Here is an 18,040-nt window from a genome sequence, read left to right on the forward strand (position 1 = left end):
TCTGCTGGAAATGCTTTCGATTTCAATGCTCCGCCCGTGCTGCCGGTATGAGACGGCCAGGGTTGAACAATCCTTTTGGATCGATGGCAGACTTCACAGCCCGCATCAGCGCCAGATCGGTGATTGTCTTGTAACGCTCCATTTCCTTGAGCGAGACCTGTCCGACGCCATGTTCGGCGCTGAATGTGCCGCCCAGCGCAAAGGATGCGTCGTTGACGGCATGGCGGATATTGGCTGCGAGCGCGTCGCGGTCTTCCAGCGCTTTCCAGTCGTCGAAGGTAAAGAACGGAATGAAATGGACATTGCCGTCGCCGAGATGCCCCACAATGACGAGTGACGCATCGGGTGCGAGATCAAGCACTGCGGCGCTGGCGCGGTCGATGAATTCGGCGGTCGCGGCAACCGGTACGGCGCAGTCGGTGGTCAGTCCCACGCCTGCCTTTTTATTGGCTTCGGAAACGCTGTGGCGCACTTCCCACATCGCGGCGCGCTGGGCCTCGCTGCTGGCGATCACGGCATTTTCGATAAGGCCATCCTCGAAAGCCTGTCCCAGCAGGTTTTCCAGCGCAGCGTCGAGATCGTCTTCGCCGCCACTGTCGGACAGTTCGATCAGCAAATGCCAGTCATGTTCCGTATCGACCGGCGAACGGCGCTGCGGAACGTTTGCCACCACCAGATCGAGTTGGAGGCGGTTCATCAGTTCATAGCCGGAAAGCTTGGCGCCGTAGCGCTCCTGCACGGTGGTCAGAAGCTTGACGGCGGAATAGGCGCTGGGCAGCCCGGCCCATGCCACGACATGGCGGATAGGCTGCGGGTGCAGTTTCAGGACAGCGGCGGTGATGATGCCGAGCGTGCCTTCGGAGCCGATGAAGAGATGCTTCAGATCATAGCCGGAATTGTTCTTGCGCAGGGCCTTGAGATCGGACCAGATCGAACCATCCGGCAAGACGGCCTCCAGGCCGAGAATGTTTTCGCGGGTATTGCCATAACGCAGAACCGACGTGCCGCCCGCATTGGTGGCGATGGTGCCGCCGATCTGGCAAGAGCCTTCCGCGCCAAGGCTGACCGGATAATAACGACCAGCATCGGTCGCCGCGGTGTGGATGTTGGCAAGGACGCAACCCGCATCGACTTCCATCGTGTTGTTGACAGGATCGATGTTGCGAATCCGGCGCATGCGTTCGAGGCTCACGATCACTGGAGCAGGACCATCCTTTGCCGGTACGGACCCGCCGACCAGACCCGTATTGCCGCCCTGCGGCAATACGGGAACGTCGTGGCGATTACAGCAGGCGACGATGGCCGCCACCTGTTCCGTATTCGCCGGACGCGCAACGCAAAGCGCCTTGCCACTATATCGACCGCGCCAGTCTTCGGTGGCATGCGCCATTTCGACGGCATCGACGATCACCGCGTCAGCACCGATTAGCTCGATCAGTTCCGCAATCACTGGCACTGTCATTTTCCCATTTAATTGTTATGCGATTACTTCGATTGAAATATGATAGCGGATAATTTTTGTAATGCAATAATGAGTCTTTAATGCCGATAATTTCTCAAAATCTTTTCACAGGGAGCGGAATGAAAAGCGCAAAGCGATACTGCCTTTCTGGAAGCAACTGCAGATGCGCGGTGCAAAAAATTGGATACCCTGATCACGGGCCGCTGTGGGCGGACGTAAAAATTCGCGCGATCATTGCCGCGAAACATCGTCTAGTGGGCAGGGCTGCTCAACACTTATGACGGTAAAATAAACAGTTCAGCTTTTGTTCAAAAATTTGGATCGTTAGCGTTTGGGAGCGCGGCGAGAACGCGCTATCATCAATCAGTTGGCTTCATGATGTCAGTCGAGTGGATTAATTTCCAACATCGATCGAACTCGCCGCGGTTGGCGTTTTTCGCGTCCGTTTAGCCGGAGATTACTTTAACTTCCGTAAAGTCTTCCAGCCCCCATTTTCCACCTTCACGGCCATTGCCGGATTGCTTGTAGCCGCCGAACGGGCTGCCGGAACCAAGCGATGAGCCGTTGATCTGCACCATGCCTGCGCGGAGCTTCCGCCCAAGGCGTTTGGCGCGCTCAACAGATCCGGTTTGGACATAAGCGGATAAACCGTATGGTGTATCATTCGCGATAGCGATAGCCTCCTGTTCATCGGCAAACGGAATGATGACCAACACCGGACCAAATATCTCTTCGCGCGCAATCGTCATATCGTTCCGTACATCCGCAAATATGGTCGGGCGGACGTAGTTGCCGGCGTTAAATCCTTTCGGATGACCGAGGCCACCGGCAACCAGACGTGCACCCTCATCAATGCCTGCTTGGATCAGACCTTGAACTTTGTCGAAATGAACTTTCGATGATAGCGGGCCAATATGATCTCCTTCGAGAGCCGGATCACCGACCAGCATCTGATCGGTGGCACGAGCGGCGAGCTGCACGACCTGATCGTAAACCGAGTTCTCGACCAGCAATCGGGTGGGGGCATTGCAGGATTGACCGGTATTGTTGAAGCACTCCGCAATGGCGCGCTCTACCGCGCTTTCAATGTCGCTATCCGCGAAAATCAAATTGGGGGATTTGCCTCCGAGCTCAAGTGAGACACGTTTGACTGTATCTGCCGCGCCGCGCGCGACGGCTGTGCCCGCACGGGTCGAGCCGGTGAATGACATCATGTCGATGTCCGCGTGACGTGACATGGCTTCGCCCACGACCAAACCTTCGCCGTTGACAAGGTTGAAAACGCCTTTTGGAAGCCCTGCCTCATGGAGAAATTCGGCAAAGAGCATTGCAGACATGGGCGCTATTTCGGAGGGTTTCAAAACTACCGTGCATCCGACCGCGATCGCTGGAATAACTTTCAAAGCAATCTGGTTCATTGGCCAATTCCATGGGGTAATCAGACCGCAGACGCCGATTGGTTCGCGCACGATGATCTCGCCGGAATTATCTGTTCGCTTTTCTTCAAAATCGAAGTTTTTCAGCGCCTGGATGAACGCGTTGAGGTGATACAAGCCTGCAGCGGCCTGTTGATCGCGGGCCATGGTGATAGGCGCACCCATTTCAAGCGAAATGGTTTTGGCCATATCTTCGAGACGCGCCTCATATATTTCTGCGATCTTGCGCAAGAAGCGGGCGCGCTCCTCAACCGGGGTTTCGCTCCAGGAAGAGAATGCCCTACGGGCGGCTGTGACCGCTCGATCAACATCCTGAGTTGAGCCTGCCGAAATGGTTGCATAAGGCTGCTCATTGGCGGGGTTGACGACGGCAATGGTGTCGGTTCCGAAAGGTTCGACCCAAGCGCCATCGATATAAATGTCAGTCTTTACGATGTAATTGGTGTTCTGGTCGGATTGGAGCACGATATTTCCCTCTCTGGTAATTGTTAGGTTTTGCAGGGTGACGTTGAATACAACGGTTCCCGTCGGACACGATCTCGTTTCAGTATCCGAGAAATTGAACCGGTTGCTTGTTCGGGAAGTTGTGGATGGCAGCCCGGAAATCATGCGTATAAGTGGCTTCCATGAAGGCTGCCTTTTCTGCCTCAAGTTGAGCCGCCAACGAAAGATCCGCGGCCAGCAATTGCTTGAACAGTCCAAAGGCTCGTGTTGGGCCAGAGGCAATTTTTTGTATCAGGGCAGAAAGCTGTTCCTGGTAACTGCTATCCTCAACCACGTCGTTGACGATCCCAACTGCTTTGGCCTGACTGGCATTGAGTTTGCCACCCTTGAGCATAAGGGCAAAAGCAGCACGCGGCCCCAGCTTTTGCCGAAGATACCAGCTGCCGCCGCAATCGGGCACCGTCGCCAGTCGATCATAAGCAAGAATGAACTCTGCTGATTGACTGCAGATGGCATAGTCTGCCGATAGAACCATGCTCAATCCGGCGCCAGCTGCCGGTCCGTGTATTGCCGCGATGACAGGCACTGGCAATTGCTGCAGGATTAACAAAGCTGGGTGCATGTGGCGCAATATGCGCTGCAAGACAAGATCAGCCCGATCAGGGTCGGCTGCAAAAGCCGCGACATCTCCACCTGCCATAAACGCTTTGCCCGCGCCTTTGAGAACGACGCAACGTATGCCCTTGTCCGATGCTATGGCTTGCACGGCCTCATGAAAGGCTGCTGCCATCGCCTCATCGATAGCGTTGTATTTTTCCGGGCGGTTGAATGTGATGGTGCGGAAGCCGGTTTCTTTATTCATATCGACAAGGATTGGGGTCGTCATTTGTGGGTCCCTTGATACAGTTCTGCGGATTGGGTTGCGGATCGATGCGGCTGGTTTTGATGGTCAATGTGACGCTGCCCAGAATGATGAGCGTGCCGAGAATGGCATTGAGACCCGGATGAATGCCCCAGAAAAGCCAGGTGACCGTAATCGACCAGATCAGCCCCGAATAACCGAAGGGGGCGAGGAGGGCAGGTGATGTCATGCGGTAGGCAATGGCGCTTAAACCTATGCCCATGCTGGAGAATGCCGCCGCAGCCCCAAACTGGGCAATGTGTGGGACTTGCAATCCACGCCAATGCTCAATGGCGAACGGGGCGACAAATAGCGCCGAAAAGAACGCGCCAAAAAACGAGATCGTCCACAGGTTATCTTCGGACGGAATCCAACGCGAATTGATCGCATTGATGGCGTAAAACACGCTCGATGTCCCAGCCAGCCCCATAGCATAATTGAAGTTGGATGCCCGTGGATTGATCGCCACGACCACGCCAAGGAAACAGAAACAGATCGACAGCCATGTGCGAAAACTGACATTCTCCTTGAGCAGAAAACGGGACATCGCAGTGATAATGACGGGTGTCATAAAGAGAATGACTGTCGCTTCAGCGACAGTCAGAGTTTTCAGGGAAGCGATGTATAAATAGGCGGCGATCAAGCCAAAAGCTCCCCGCAGCGCATGGAGCCCAATTCTGGCCGACCATATTTTGCTTCGGCCGGTTGTCCGCACATGAAACAGGTAAAGAATCGGCAATGCCATCAGGCCGCGGATCAAAATGATCGATGACACATCATAGTCGCTGATGAGAAACTTGGTCGTCGTATCATTCAGGGTAAAAGCAAGACTGCTTGTGCAGAGAGCGGCAGCGCCAAGGAAACGCAGTGGGATCATGCAGCCCCCTCAAGGTCAGTCGCGACCTGAAAATACTCGCAAGGACAGTGCTCAAGATGGGGAAGCGTTATGGCGATCGTTACATCACACATGTGGACGCGCCATGACCGCGACAGGTTGCCGCTCTGGAGACCGCGCCCGAACTATCAGACCTGCTGTCTGCGACACGGGATTCGGGGTCTCTGCGCGCTGCTCCGGGGGTGGCGAATTCGAGGATATTGAGCGATGATTCAGACTACACCTTTGATATGGCGTGATCTTTCGCAGTTTCATGATGTTCCCCCTCCAATTGGCCCTCTTTATGGGGCTCCGACGAAAATCATCGTGTTATATCTGCATGTTAATAAAAAGTTGGACGTTCAGCAAATTTTTTGTTTGACTTCATCCGCGGCGAATTTCAGTATCTAATCATCAGGTTTGATTGCAGCAGGGAGTGGGGCGTGAAGACCCGAGTAACCGAGCTATTGAAAACGAAATACCCGATCATTCAAGGCGGAATGCAATGGGTTGGTCGTGCCGAACTTGCATCAGCTGTATCGAATGCGGGCGGCCTTGGAATCTTGACAGCACTGACGCAACCTAGTCCCAAAGCGCTAAGCGAAGAGATCGCTCGCTGCCGGCAGATGACCGATAAACCATTTGGCGTCAATCTCACGATACTCCCCACGACAGCGCCTCCACCTTATGAAGAGTATCTTGATGCGGCGCTACAGTCGGGTGTGAAGGTGATAGAGACGGCGGGACGCAGTCCAAAAGAGTTCATCGAGAAAATAAAGGCGGCTGGTGCGGTTGTCGTTCACAAGTGTACGGCTGTGCGTCATGCGCTGTCAGCGGAACGGGCTGGTGTGGATGCCATCTCCATCGATGGATTTGAAGCGGCGGGGCATCCGGGTGAGGATGATGTTGGCGGTTTGGTCCTTTTTGCCGCTGCTGCGGCGCAGGTCAAAATTCCATTGATCGCCTCGGGCGGTATCGGCACTGGCGAAGGCATGGCGGCAGCTTTTATGCTCGGTGCCGAGGGCGTGAACATGGGGACGCGCTTTTGTGCCACCAAAGAAGCTCCCATTCATGAGAACATCAAACAGGCGCTGGTCAATGCCGGTGAGCGCGACACCAATTTGATCTTTCGAACTTTCAGAAACACCGGGCGTGTTTTGAAAAACGCAATCTCCGATGAAGTCGTCGCTATCGAAGGTCGGCCGGGCGGTGCGGAGTTTACAGATGTTCGACCGCTGGTTTCCGGAGAGCGAGGTCGCCACGCGCTGACAACTGGCGAACTGGATAGCGGTCTGGTCTGGGCAAGTCAGACGCTTGGGTTGATCAAGGATGTTCCGAGCTGTCAGGAGCTTATCGAGCGTATTGTCAGTGATTGCCGCCTTGCCATGACAAGGGGGTTACACGCATTTTCCAACTGACTTTTGTCAGCGGAATGCCGAATAAGGTGCTTTGGAGGAAGTACCTTTGCCGGTTGTTGCATACAAAAAAACGCGGCTAGTGGGCCGCATAGGGAGGAGGAACAATGAAAAAGACATTCATACTGGGTGCAGTGCTTGCCATGGCAGCCGGTTCGGCTGGGGCTGAAGAAAAGGTCAGTTATGCGTCCTACGGCGGCGCCTATCAGGAAGGCGTGCGAAAGGCCATTCTTGACCACTTGCCCCAAGACCATGGCATGACCGTTGTCGATTATGTACTGGCTGGTGGTATCCGCGATATCCGTACCAAGGTGCGTGCAAATGCGGTCGATATCGATGTGGCCGAACTCTATGGTGGTCTGTGTGATCTGGCCGGTAAAGAAGAGCTTCTGGTTCCGCTCGATTATTCAAAAATTCCCAATGCGGCTGGAATCCCGGAACACCTGCGCTCAAAATATTGGGTAGGATTCACCGCCTATACGTCGGTCCTTGCCTATAACAAAAACGTTTATGGTGACAAGGGGCCACAAAACTGGGCCGACTTCTTCGATACGGAAAAATTCCCCGGCAGCCGCGCTATCTCGGGAAATTCGCCAGCGACAAATATGGAAATTGCCCTGATGGCCGATGGCGTGGCCAAGGACAAGATTTATCCCATTGATATGGAGAGGGCGATGGCCAAATGGTCTACGCTGAAACCGAATATCAGTGTTCAATGGGCCACGGGCGCGCAGGCGACCCAGCTCGCAACGTCCGAAGAGGTCGATATGTTATCGATCTGGGCAGCCCGCATAGATGCCGCCATCAAGGAAGGCGCACCTTATACCTATAAGCTTGACGACGCGGTGATGGATGTGGAATGCCTGGTCATTCCCAAAAATTCACCCAATCCGGAAGGTGCAATGCGCCTGGTCAACCATCTGCTCGATCCAAAATATCAGGCGAACCTGCCAAATTATATCGCCTATGGGCCGATGAATCAGGATGCCTTCAAACAAGGGCTTGTACCCGCCGACAAGGCGGCGAGCATTGTCACGAGCACTGAGAATCTCAAGAAGCAGCTCATCACCAACATGCCGTACTGGGCCGAAAATCACGAAAAGGCGCAGACCATGTGGGACAAGGCTATGATGCAATAGCTGGTTCTGGAAGGTTGGAGGTTTCGGCCTCCAACCCGGAATTTTCTTCTTGGAGCCCGAGATTACAGTCTGTAGCTGACAACGCTGCGGTGTCCTGTTGTGCGCTGATGGAAAGCAGAGATGAAACACTCCTCAACGACGGCTTTGCCGGTTACGATCCAAGCACTGTCCAAACATTACGGTACGGTCCGGGCGGTTGACGACGTATCGCTGGCGATTAAAGCCGGTGAATTTCTCACATTGCTCGGCCCCTCCGGGTCAGGAAAAACAAGCCTTCTGATGATGATTGCGGGCTTTTCCCGTCCGACGGATGGTTCGATCAAGATTGGTACACAGGAAATCGTGCATCTTCCGCCCCATAAGCGCAATATCGGCATGGTTTTTCAGAACTATGCCCTGTTCCCGCATATGTCGGTATTCGAGAATGTCGCTTATCCGCTGCGTTTGCGTAAGATCGGTCGTGCCGAAATCGAGGAACGGGTCAAGAAAGTACTCGATCTGGTGCAACTCGGTGGCTATGGCGAGCGTAAGATCACCGAACTGTCTGGGGGACAACGCCAGCGTATAGCGCTGGCGCGCGCCATCGTGTTCGAACCGCGCATTCTGCTGATGGATGAACCCTTGTCCGCGCTCGACAAGCAACTGCGGGAAACGATGCAGATCGAAATCCGCAAACTGCATGACCGGCTGGACATGACGACCATTTCTGTTACGCATGATCAGCGTGAAGCGCTCACAATGTCGGACCGGATTGCCGTATTTTCGAAGGGCAAACTGGCCCAGATCGCGTCGCCGACCGATCTTTATGAACACCCGGAAAGCCGTTTTGTTGCGGAATTCATTGGTGAAACCAGTTTTCTGCCGCTCCGGCGCACTAACGCAGGTGTCAGCTATGGCGACCAGGACGTAAATTTGTCGGATGATGTTGGCGAACTGCACGACGACATGTTGCTGAGCATGCGCCCCGAGCGCCTGCGTTTTGCCACAGACGAAGCGGCGGCGCGCGCTTCGGGAGCAAACCTGTTTTCGGGTCAGGTCGTCACGGCCATCTACCAGGGTGAATGCCTGCTTTTCGAGGTCATGCTGGATGGTGGCCATAAGGTATTCACACGCATTGCCAACCGCTCGGAAAATTTGCGGGCAGTGCCAAAGGTTGGTGAACGCGTGGCGCTGCGCCTGGAACGGGCGGACGCGCGGCTTGTGCGCGCGGAGGCTTGATGATGACAAAAGCTGTTGTCTCATTTCCTGTTGCAGCCCCCAAACCAGTGACGCAAGCCGAACTGGATGAAAACCGCCGTGCGCTGAACCGCAAAAAAAAATACGAAAGCTGGTCGATGGTGCGCCTCACCATCCCTGCACTCGCTATTGTTGGCATCTTGATGGTGGCGCCGCTGTTGTGGTTGCTGTCGATGTCTTTTGTCGACATCAATGGGGAATATGGTCTCGGAAATTTCCGATTGTTCTTTTCGGAACCTGTCTACATCGAGATGTTTCTCAATACGTTCAAGATCGCGCTCATCGTCACCGTTATCTGCCTGCTGCTCGGCTATCCGGTTGCCTATCTGATGTCGATCCTGTCCCCCAAATGGGCGGGGCTACTGATGTTGGCAGTGCTGGTGCCCTTCTGGACATCCGGGCTGGTGCGTACCTTTTCATGGCTTATCATTTTGCAGCGCAACGGCGTGGTCAATAAGACATTGCAAGGCCTTGGCTTGATCAACCAGCCGCTGGCATTGGTCAACAACACCACCGGCGTTGTCATCGGTATGGTGCATATCATGATCCCGTTTCTGGTGCTGCCGCTTTATGCATCGATGAAGGCCATCGACGCCAATCTGATGCGTGCTGCCGCCAATGTGGGGTCGTCGCCAACGCACGCGTTCCTGCGCATCTTCCTTCCGCTTTCGATGCCCGGATTGGTCGCTGGCGCCATAATGGTGTTCGTCATGTGCCTCGGCTTTTACATCACGCCCGCACTGCTCGGCGGTGGCAAGGTAAAGATGATTGCGCAGCGCATTGAGGAGATGATCTCGCTTTACCCGACATGGGGTCCTGCGGCTGCCCTTGCGGTGTTGCTGCTGGCAATGACGGCTCTTTGCTTGTGGATCAGTCTGGTGTTGGTGCGCCGGCTGTCGTCGGATCGATAGGTGGTATGATGGAAGCTCACGTTTCTCACCGTGCACGTCTCTGGCTCTACATTCTCGTCGGATTGGTGCTATTTTTCCTGATCGTTCCGACCCTGATCGTCATTCCGGTTTCGTTCAGTTCAACGACATCACTGGTTTTCCCGCCAGCAGGCTGGTCTACACGCTGGTATGCTTCATTTTTCGGTCAGGAAAAGTGGATCAGTTCGCTCTGGGTGTCGCTGCGGGTCGCATTCGGGACCATGATCGTTGCGACTGTCACCGGCGTGGCGGCATCCTACGCTCTTAATCAGGGACGCATCGCCGTTCAGGGTCTTTTGAAGACGGTGCTGGTTGCGCCGCTGGCAGTGCCCTCGATCCTGATCGCTGTCGGCATTTTCTTTGTCTATGCAAAGATCGGAATGCTGTTGAACACCATTTGGGGCATGATCCTCGGCCATTCCGTGGTTGCGATGCCGTTTGTGATCCTGACCATGCTGGCCGGTTTCAGCAGTTATGACTCATCGCAGGAAATGGTGGCACGCAGTCTCGGTGCCAATCGGCTCAAAGCCTTTCTGACTGTGACTTTGCCTCAGCTCAAGCTTTCGGTCGCAACCTCGATGCTGCTGTCTTTCCTGATCTCTTTCGACGAATTGATTATCTCGCTGATGGTGGCATCGGGGCCCATGTCGACATTGCCGCGCGTTACCTTCTCCACGCTGCGCGATGATCTCGATCCTACATTGGCGGCGGTTTCAACACTCATGCTGATTGTCACATCGCTACCACCGCTTCTGCTGCACATTTACAGCCAGCGGGCAGCAAAGAACGGTGGTTGATATGATTGCAGAACTTAACCGAGAAATGGATGGCTTTGTCCACCTTGAGAGACACGGATCCGTACTTGAGATTCGTATGGTCAAGCCAAAGGTTAATGCGATCTGCCGCAGTCTAAGCCGCAATCTGGAGAAGGCAGCGCTCTATTTGCAAGGTGATCCCGACCTGCGTGTCGGTATTGTGTCCAGCGGGTCAGAGCGTGCCTTTTCAGCTGGCTATGATTTCAAGGAAGGAACGGATCAGAACAGTGGTGCAAGCACCGAAGGCGCAAAAGAGGGCGGTTTCGGCGGTATAACGACGTTGTGGTCACTCAGAAAGCCGCTGATCGCTGCTATCAACGCCCCGGCCATTGGCGGTGGTCTCGAAATATCGTTGGCTTGCGATATTCTTTTGATGGCGGATGACGCCTTCATCCAGCTGCCCGAGCTCGAGCGGGGACTGCTGCCCGATGGCGGGGGACTGCAACGTCTGCCTCGCCGTATTCCCTATTATGTGGCAACCGCGATGATCTGGACCGGCGACCCCATGAGCGCGCAGGATGCGCAGCGTTGGGGTTTGGTTTATCGCACCGCGTCACGAGAAAATCTTATGCCGATGGCATTGGAAATAGCCCGGAAAATTGCGGAATCTGCACCGCTGGCACAACAAGCGTTGAAAGAAGCGTTGCGTGCCGTGGATGGCATGTCAGACCGCGACGCCATGAAATTGCGAGCTGGCGATAATCCGGAGCTGTCCACCTTTGCCGCTATGCTGTCCTCGGAGGATATGATCGAAGGCCAAAAAGCCTTCCTCGAAAAACGACCGCCGCGCTGGCGCGGACGCTGAACCAATAACTGAATGACAATTGAGACTGCCCAACCCTTGTGGCCGGGCAGAAAGGGAGAGCTATGTACAAATTTCTTGAAATTGAACGTCATGACGCGGTGGGCGTTATCGCGCTCAACCGGCCGGAGGCGCGCAATGCGCTCGGTATGGGGATCACCATAGAACTGCGCAAGGCACTAAAGGAGGCGGCGGCTGATCAAACGCTCCGCGCCCTTATTCTGGCCGGACGCGGTGGCGCCTTTTCAGCCGGTGCAGACGTGAAGGAATGGGCGGCGGGCAGAACGGATTGGCCGGACATGAACTGGGTCGAGGAGTCGCTGCGACTGGTCCAGCAGGTCCATGAGATGCCCAAGCCCGTTATCGCCATGATCGACGGTGCAGCCGTTGGTGCCGGTCTTGATATGGCTTTGGCGTGCGATTTTCGCTACGCATCGGAAAAGGCCAAGTTCATCTGTTCCTATACCAATGTCGGCTACAACCCGGACTGCGGCGGAACCTGGTTGATGCCGCGCGTGATCGGTCTCGAGGCGGCAAAGCGTTTTGCTTATACAGGTGAATTATGGACCGCCCAGATTGCGCTTCAAAATCGGCTCGTCAGCCACGTCAGCAGCTCTGACAATCTGTGGCAGGACACGCTGGCCTTCGCCCGGCAACTGGCGAGCGGGCCGACTGTCGCCATCGCGCAGACCAAGAAATTGCTGAACAGCGCTCATACGCGCAGCCTATCCGATCAGCAGCTGGAAGAAGTAGCGGCGGGCAAGGTCTGCGCACAGACCCAAGATCATAAAGAAGGCCTGGCTGCTGCCAATGAGCGCCGCGCACCGAATTTCATCGGCGCGTAAAGGGGGAACACCATGGATTTTGCATTAAGTTTTGAACAACAGGCGCTCATCGATTCACTGGAAGAGTTCTGCAAGCGCGAACTTTATCCGCACGAGAATCTCGTTGAGGAACTTCGCTACGTTCCTGAGGAAATCAAACAGGAAATTCAGCAAAAATCGATCCAGGCGGGCTTCGCCGGGATGAATCTGCCGGAAGAATGGGGTGGCCCGGGTCTCGACAAGCAGACCAAGATGCAGGCTGAACGCGTGCTTGGTAAATCGAGCGCCGCGCTCACCATGTGCATGAACCGTGGCGTTACCGGCATCCTCTTCAAATGCAAGGGCGACCAAATTGAAAAATATCTGAAGCCAGCTATCCGAGGCGAACGTAAGGATGCCTTCGCGCTCACGGAACCCGGTGCGGGGTCTGACGCACGCGGCATTACGACCAAGGCCGTGCGCGATGGGGATCACTGGGTTATCAACGGGGTGAAACAGTTTATCTCTCACGCCGATATCGCAGATTTCATCGTTCTCATTGCCGTTACCGGCGTGGATGAAACGCCACGCGGACCACGCAAGCGTTTTACGGCGTTTCTGCTCGACAAAACCCTGCCGGGATTGCGTGTAGAGCCGATGAAGTCGATCGTCACCCGCGGCTATAATCCGACGATGGTCTATCTCGAAGATGTTCGTGTTCATAGCGATGATATTCTGGGCGAAGAGGGCAAGGGCTTCGATACTGCCAATGAGTGGCTCTACGATGGCCGGGTTGCTTTGGCCGCCCATTGTGTCGGTCGTTCTGAACGCATCTTCGAAATGACCAAGGAGTGGGCCGGAACCCGCAAGGCGTTTGGCAAAACAATTGGTGAATTCCAGGGGGTCGGTTTCAAGGTTGCCAATATGGCGGTTGATATAAAGCTCGGTGATCTTATGGTGAAAGAAGCCGCGTGGAAAATTGAGAATCAGACGATGAGCCGCACTGAAGCGTCAATGGTGAATTACTGGTGCTCGGAAATGGTGTTCCGGGTTGCGGACGATGCCGTGCAAATCTTTGGTGGCATGGGCGTTATGGAAGAATTCCCCATCCAGCGTTTCTGGCGAGATGCGCGTATCGAACGTATCTGGGAAGGTACGTCCGAGGTCCATCAGGATATTATCGCAAAGGATCTGTTGAGACCGTATCAATAATAAGTGTCGCCGTTAGTCATCGGCCTTCGAGAAGGTAAAGAATGCGGAAAGCTGTCAAAAAGAGGCAAACCAACGAAATCAGACGACAGGATCTGATCCTTGCGACGCTGAATTCAATAGTCAAACATGGCTATCTGAATTCGACGATCAACACGATCAGTGAAGAATCTGGTTTTTCACGTGGATTGATAAACCACTATTTTGACAGCAAGGAAGATCTGCTGACCGCAGCACATCGCTATTACCTTCAAAATGGGGACGATTATTACCGGCACCTTGTATCATCGGTGAAGACCGGGAATTTCGATACGCTATACTTTGTTGCCTGCGGGCCATTTTTCCACGGACGCGGATATCAACAGGTTCATATTCACTACAACAGTGCCGCCTGGATTGTTCCAGAGATTATGGCATTACATCGCGAACTATGGGGCAAATACCGCGCGTTTCTCGGACGTCGGCTTGCCAAGGTCGCGGCAGAAAAGAATATGGAAATTGATGTCCGCCTGGCGGCCATCGCTCTTACGCAACTGGCGGACGGGCTATGGCACGGCTGGGTCATGGAAGAAGCCTATTCGGCCGAGGATTGCTGTATCATCATCCGCAAATGGCTGTGCGATCTGTTTGGCGAAAATCCCGCCGATCATCCGCTGCTGCCCAATTTCGATGTGGAGAATTTCCCGACGTCTGCACCTCTTACCAGTCAAGCTGGAACGAGCGCTGCCGTGGAAGTTTGAGCCCGCTGGGCTGGCAGTGCCTTAAGTTAAGAGGCAGAGGAATATGCTACAGGTGAGTACGAGCGTGGAGGAGGGCCGTATCAGCCCTACGCTGCGAGAGAATTTTGCGCGTCTTCTTGCGCCCCGCGCCATGGCCTTCATTGGTGGTGGTCAGGTCGAGGCAACATTGAAAACCCTGCGTCAGCAGGATTATGCTGGCGATGTCTATGTGGTGAATCCCAAGCGCAGCGAAATCGCCGGATATAAATGCATTCCGTCGATTGCCGATCTGCCTGTTTCGCCTGATGCTGTATTTCTGGCCGTCAATGCCGATGCGACCATCACCGCATTGCATGAACTGTCGGCCATGAAGGCGGGTGGTGTCGTTTGCTATGCTTCCGGCTTTTCCGAAATTGGCGCGGCGGGTTTTGAGCGAAATCTGGCTTTTGTCGAAGCTGCAGGCGACATGGCGGTGGTCGGCCCGAATTGTTATGGCCTCGTCAATTACGTCAATCATGGCTCGATCTGGCCAGCACTTTACCCGAAGTTGCAGAACAGTCGCGGCGCGGCGGTCATTTCCCAGAGTGGCAACGTCACCGGGCATCTGGTTTCCAACGGTCGTTCGGTGCCTTATTCCTATCTGATCAGCGCGGGCAACCAGGCTGTTCTCGGCTTTGAAGACTATATTGATTACCTCATCGATGACCCGAACGTGACTTGTCTGGGTCTGTTTATGGAAGGCATACGTGATGTGGCCGCGTTCTCGCAGGCCGCCTTGCGGGCGCGTGCAAAGCGTATTCCGGTCATCGTCTGCCGTTCCGGGCGTTCAGAACTTGGTGCGGTGATGGCCGCCAGCCATACGAGTTCGCTGGCAGGGCAAAATGAATATTATGAAGCATTGTTTGCCCGTCTCGGCGTGATCGAGACCGATACGGTCCCGCAATTCCTCGAAATGATGAAGCTTGCTTCGATTGCCGCACCGCTTGAAGGCGAGCGCATCACCGTGTTTTCCAGTTCCGGCGGCGATAATGGCCTGGCTGCGGATTATTGTTCCTTTGCTGGCCTGCAATTGCCACAGCCAAGTCAGCAACAGAAAGCTATCATCAAGCCGACATTGCCTGATTTTGGTCATGTGTCCAACCCGCTCGATTTCACAGCAGGCTATTGGGGCAGCGAAGAACTGCTGACACCCATGTTCACCACCATGCTGAACGGTGATTACGATGCGGCTATGCTGGTGATCGATTATCCGCCGGTCGGATCGCCCTACAAGGATAAATCCGCGCATCAGGCTATGGACCGGGCTCTGGCTGCAGCTGGCAAGATTGCGGATAAGCCGGTATTTCATGCATCGGTGAATACGGAAAGCATACCGCCAGAAGATGCCGAAGCGCTGATCGCGCAAGGGATAGTCCCTCTGAATGGTCTGCATGATGCTGCGCAGGTTGTCGCGAAATGGGCGAATTATTGCAAAATGGTTGGGTGCGACCGGCGGCAGGGCGATGCTGCCCTGGAACCCAAAGTCCCGTTTGCAGTCACCGCCTTGCCTTCAAACGGCGTGACAGTGAATGAAGCGGAATCCAAGCGGCGATTGAGCTCCTATGGGTTGAATGTGCCGAACGGCAACATTTTGACCATTGAGACGATCCGCGAACTGCCGGAAACCTTCGACACCCCGATGGTTCTGAAGGTTCTGCACGATCAGCTGGCGCATAAGACAGAAGTTGGCGGTGTTGCTCTCAACATTCGTAGCCGAAATGATGCCATCGCTGCAGCCGAGCGCATGGTCGCATCGGTCAAACAGCACGATGCTTCAATCGAGCTTACGACATTTCTGATGGAACCGATGCAAGCGGCCCCACTTGCTGAACTGATCGTCGGCGTCAAACGCGACCCGCTGTTTGGGCTGGTTCTCGTCATCGGTGCAGGCGGTATTCTGGTGGAGCTGTTGAAGGACGCCACACCATTGCTGTTACCGGTCAGTCGTGCAGACGTTGAAAATGCACTACGCGGACTGAAGAGCTTTGCGCTTCTCGACGGTTTTCGCGGCAAGCCAAAGGTGCAACTGGAGCCGGTTATTGATGCTGTCATGGCCATTGCGGCCTATGCTGGCGATCATCGGCATAATTTGCTCGAACTAGACGTCAATCCGTTGATGCTGGGAACCGACAGCGCCATCGCTGTGGACGCCCTCATCATAGAACATCGTTAGAATGAAGCCACTGGCCGCCGTCGGCGTATGGCGGCCATGTTCACTCAAGTCCGACTGGAAACATTATGAACAGACCGCATCTCACTGGAGCGGAAGCGCTCGTCCATAGTCTTGTTGCTGCCAAGGTAGATACCTGCTTTGCCAATCCCGGCACGAGTGAAATGCATTTTGTCGCGGCGCTTGATCGGATACCCGGTATCCGCTGTGTGCTGGGTTTGCAGGAGAATGTGGTGACCGGGATGGCCGACGGCTATTTCCGCGTCACGCAGCGCCCGGCGGTAACACTGCTGCATTGCGGTCCAGGTTATGCCAATGGCATTGCCAATATTCATAATGCGCGTCGTGCTGGCAGCGGCATGCTCAATATTGTCGGCGATCATGCAACAGATCATGTTGCGCATGACAGTCCGTTGACTGCCGATGTGGAAGCGCTCGTAGGGGGCAGTTCAGAATGGCACCGCTTCGGCACAAAACCGGCATCAATCGGTGCCGACGCCATGGCTGGTCTGAAAGAGGCCTCTTTTGGCTATGGCCAGATCGCGTCTCTGGTCTTGCCCGCAGACGTGTCATGGAGCGAAGGCGGCGAAACGGCGGAACTTGGGGACATAGAAGGGCCATCTCCAATGGACCCGGCAATCGTGACACAAGTTGCCGAAGCTCTGAAATCTGGCCGCAAGGCGGTCATCATCCTCGGTAATCCGGCTGTCGTCGAAGAGTTGCATCCCTTACTCAAGGGCATTGCCGACCAAACCGGCGTTGAATTGATGGGAAGTTCAACCATTTCCAACATGCCGAAGGGAAAAGGGCGGCTGGTGCTGCCGGTCGTGCCTTATGTGGTAACGGAAGCGCTACATTGTCTTGATCCTTATGATCTGGTCGTGCTGGTCAATTGTCCGCCGCCAGTGGGCTTCTTCCGCTATCCCGGTCTGCCGAGCCTGCTGCATCGCGCCGATGCCGAGGTTCTGACTCTGACGACCGCTCATCAGGACGCGAAGGGTGCGTTGACTGCTTTGGCCACAGCGCTTGGGGCTCGTGAAAGCGACATCGCCATCCAGAATGGAGAGATCGAAGTGCCGGTGGATGGTCCGGTAACGTCGGATACTCTGGCCCAGATTGTAGCGCGTCAGATTCCGGAAAACAGCATCATCGTCAATGAGGCGCTGACCTCAGGAGGCGGTTTTGCTGCGGTCATGCCATTGGCTGCTCCGTGTGATTGGTTGACTGTGACAGGCGGTGCAATCGGTGGAGGAATGCCGCTCGCAACGGGCGCTGCCATCGGGGCGGAAGCGGTCGGCGACAAGGGACGACGGGTCATCGCTTTGCAGGCTGACGGTTCCGCCGCCTATACGGTCCAGGCATTGTGGACGCAGGCCCGCGAAAACTTGCCCGTCACCACATTGCTGCTCGACAATCGCTCCTACGCCATTCTGCTCGGAGAATATGCCAAGGTTGGTGCCGAACCCGGCCCGACAGCGCTCGACATGATGAGCTTGGTCCGGCCGGAAATTGACTGGGTATCGATTGCACGGGGCTTTGGCGTCGAGGCGGTGACGGTGACCACCAATAGCGAGCTGGATTTAGCCTTGACCAAAGCTCTGGCCAAGGATGGGCCGGTGCTCATCGATGTACGACTGGACTGAGATC

General features: G+C 55.0%; 15 protein-coding genes. 11 read left to right on the plus strand and 4 right to left on the minus strand.

Annotation, left to right across the window (positions count from 1 at the left end; translation table 11 throughout):
- Positions 1 to 22: 22 nt before the first annotated feature.
- The 4 genes from ABWW11_RS10745 to ABWW11_RS10760 all read right to left on the minus strand — a co-directional run bounded on the left by ABWW11_RS10745 (position 23) and on the right by ABWW11_RS10760 (position 5,120).
- Positions 23 to 1,456, minus strand: coding sequence for an FAD-binding oxidoreductase (locus tag ABWW11_RS10745; RefSeq protein ID WP_109366247.1), 1,434 nt, complete (start codon positions 1,454 to 1,456; stop codon positions 23 to 25).
- Positions 1,457 to 1,908: 452 nt separating this feature from the next.
- Positions 1,909 to 3,363 (minus strand): aldehyde dehydrogenase family protein, encoded by a 1,455-nt coding sequence (locus ABWW11_RS10750; RefSeq protein ID WP_319080678.1) that lies wholly within the window; start codon positions 3,361 to 3,363, stop codon positions 1,909 to 1,911.
- Between the two features lie 79 nt (positions 3,364 to 3,442).
- Positions 3,443 to 4,228 carry an enoyl-CoA hydratase/isomerase family protein gene (locus ABWW11_RS10755; protein WP_109366245.1) on the minus strand — a complete coding sequence of 262 codons (786 nt, stop codon included), beginning with the start codon at positions 4,226 to 4,228 and terminating at the stop codon, positions 3,443 to 3,445.
- Positions 4,197 to 5,120 (minus strand): DMT family transporter, encoded by a 924-nt coding sequence (locus ABWW11_RS10760; RefSeq protein WP_319080673.1) that lies wholly within the window; start codon positions 5,118 to 5,120, stop codon positions 4,197 to 4,199. The genes ABWW11_RS10755 and ABWW11_RS10760 overlap by 32 nt, the downstream gene beginning before the upstream one ends.
- Positions 5,121 to 5,560: 440 nt before the next feature.
- Between ABWW11_RS10760 and ABWW11_RS10765 the strand changes: the two genes are divergently transcribed.
- From ABWW11_RS10765 to ABWW11_RS10815, 11 genes are all read left to right on the plus strand, one after another.
- Positions 5,561 to 6,535 carry an NAD(P)H-dependent flavin oxidoreductase gene (locus ABWW11_RS10765; RefSeq protein WP_109366450.1) on the plus strand — a complete coding sequence of 325 codons (975 nt, stop codon included), beginning with the start codon at positions 5,561 to 5,563 and terminating at the stop codon, positions 6,533 to 6,535.
- A 104-nt stretch (positions 6,536 to 6,639) separates the two neighbouring features.
- Positions 6,640 to 7,671 carry an ABC transporter substrate-binding protein gene (locus tag ABWW11_RS10770; protein WP_109366243.1) on the plus strand — a complete coding sequence of 344 codons (1,032 nt, stop codon included), beginning with the start codon at positions 6,640 to 6,642 and terminating at the stop codon, positions 7,669 to 7,671.
- A 120-nt stretch (positions 7,672 to 7,791) separates the two neighbouring features.
- Positions 7,792 to 8,889 carry an ABC transporter ATP-binding protein gene (locus ABWW11_RS10775; protein WP_109366242.1) on the plus strand — a complete coding sequence of 366 codons (1,098 nt, stop codon included), beginning with the start codon at positions 7,792 to 7,794 and terminating at the stop codon, positions 8,887 to 8,889.
- On the plus strand, positions 8,889 to 9,818 hold the full coding sequence (locus ABWW11_RS10780; protein ID WP_109366241.1) for an ABC transporter permease: 930 nt from the start codon (positions 8,889 to 8,891) through the stop codon (positions 9,816 to 9,818). The genes ABWW11_RS10775 and ABWW11_RS10780 overlap by 1 nt, the downstream gene beginning before the upstream one ends.
- 5 nt (positions 9,819 to 9,823) lie before the next feature.
- A complete protein-coding gene (locus ABWW11_RS10785) occupies positions 9,824 to 10,633 on the plus strand; it encodes an ABC transporter permease (protein WP_235858923.1) in 810 nt (269 codons plus the stop codon).
- A gap of 1 nt (position 10,634) precedes the next feature.
- The gene (locus ABWW11_RS10790; protein WP_109366240.1) at positions 10,635 to 11,456 is read left to right on the plus strand and encodes an enoyl-CoA hydratase-related protein; all 822 of its coding nucleotides are present in this window, start codon (positions 10,635 to 10,637) and stop codon (positions 11,454 to 11,456) included.
- A gap of 62 nt (positions 11,457 to 11,518) precedes the next feature.
- Positions 11,519 to 12,298 (plus strand): enoyl-CoA hydratase/isomerase family protein, encoded by a 780-nt coding sequence (locus ABWW11_RS10795; RefSeq protein ID WP_109366239.1) that lies wholly within the window; start codon positions 11,519 to 11,521, stop codon positions 12,296 to 12,298.
- Positions 12,299 to 12,310: 12 nt separating this feature from the next.
- Positions 12,311 to 13,468, plus strand: a complete 1,158-nt coding sequence (locus tag ABWW11_RS10800; protein ID WP_109366238.1) for an acyl-CoA dehydrogenase family protein — start codon at positions 12,311 to 12,313, stop codon at positions 13,466 to 13,468.
- 41 nt (positions 13,469 to 13,509) lie between these two features.
- Positions 13,510 to 14,205 carry a TetR/AcrR family transcriptional regulator gene (locus tag ABWW11_RS10805; RefSeq protein WP_006188557.1) on the plus strand — a complete coding sequence of 232 codons (696 nt, stop codon included), beginning with the start codon at positions 13,510 to 13,512 and terminating at the stop codon, positions 14,203 to 14,205.
- A gap of 43 nt (positions 14,206 to 14,248) precedes the next feature.
- Positions 14,249 to 16,396 carry an acetate--CoA ligase family protein gene (locus tag ABWW11_RS10810; RefSeq protein ID WP_109366237.1) on the plus strand — a complete coding sequence of 716 codons (2,148 nt, stop codon included), beginning with the start codon at positions 14,249 to 14,251 and terminating at the stop codon, positions 16,394 to 16,396.
- A 65-nt stretch (positions 16,397 to 16,461) separates the two neighbouring features.
- A complete protein-coding gene (locus ABWW11_RS10815) occupies positions 16,462 to 18,036 on the plus strand; it encodes an acetolactate synthase large subunit (protein WP_109366236.1) in 1,575 nt (524 codons plus the stop codon).
- Positions 18,037 to 18,040 lie beyond the last annotated feature (4 nt).

Source organism: Brucella sp. NBRC 113783, assembly GCF_040372265.1.
GTDB classification, from domain to species: Bacteria; Pseudomonadota; Alphaproteobacteria; order Rhizobiales; family Rhizobiaceae; genus Brucella; species Brucella teleogrylli.

What these genes read in the sequence shown, in the direction of transcription:
- ABWW11_RS10790 (WP_109366240.1), top strand. Translation starts at nt 10,635, where the DNA reads ATGATTGCAGAACTTAACCGAGAAATGGATGGCTTTGTCCACCTTGAG.
- ABWW11_RS10810 (WP_109366237.1), top strand. Translation starts at nt 14,249, where the DNA reads ATGCTACAGGTGAGTACGAGCGTGGAGGAGGGCCGTATCAGCCCTACG.
- ABWW11_RS10785 (WP_235858923.1), top strand. Translation starts at nt 9,824, where the DNA reads ATGATGGAAGCTCACGTTTCTCACCGTGCACGTCTCTGGCTCTACATT.
- ABWW11_RS10805 (WP_006188557.1), top strand. Translation starts at nt 13,510, where the DNA reads ATGCGGAAAGCTGTCAAAAAGAGGCAAACCAACGAAATCAGACGACAG.
- ABWW11_RS10780 (WP_109366241.1), top strand. Translation starts at nt 8,889, where the DNA reads ATGATGACAAAAGCTGTTGTCTCATTTCCTGTTGCAGCCCCCAAACCA.
- ABWW11_RS10815 (WP_109366236.1), top strand. Translation starts at nt 16,462, where the DNA reads ATGAACAGACCGCATCTCACTGGAGCGGAAGCGCTCGTCCATAGTCTT.
- ABWW11_RS10775 (WP_109366242.1), top strand. Translation starts at nt 7,792, where the DNA reads ATGAAACACTCCTCAACGACGGCTTTGCCGGTTACGATCCAAGCACTG.
- ABWW11_RS10755 (WP_109366245.1), bottom strand. Translation starts at nt 4,228, where the DNA reads ATGACGACCCCAATCCTTGTCGATATGAATAAAGAAACCGGCTTCCGC.
- ABWW11_RS10760 (WP_319080673.1), bottom strand. Translation starts at nt 5,120, where the DNA reads ATGATCCCACTGCGTTTCCTTGGCGCTGCCGCTCTCTGCACAAGCAGT.
- ABWW11_RS10800 (WP_109366238.1), top strand. Translation starts at nt 12,311, where the DNA reads ATGGATTTTGCATTAAGTTTTGAACAACAGGCGCTCATCGATTCACTG.
- ABWW11_RS10770 (WP_109366243.1), top strand. Translation starts at nt 6,640, where the DNA reads ATGAAAAAGACATTCATACTGGGTGCAGTGCTTGCCATGGCAGCCGGT.
- ABWW11_RS10795 (WP_109366239.1), top strand. Translation starts at nt 11,519, where the DNA reads ATGTACAAATTTCTTGAAATTGAACGTCATGACGCGGTGGGCGTTATC.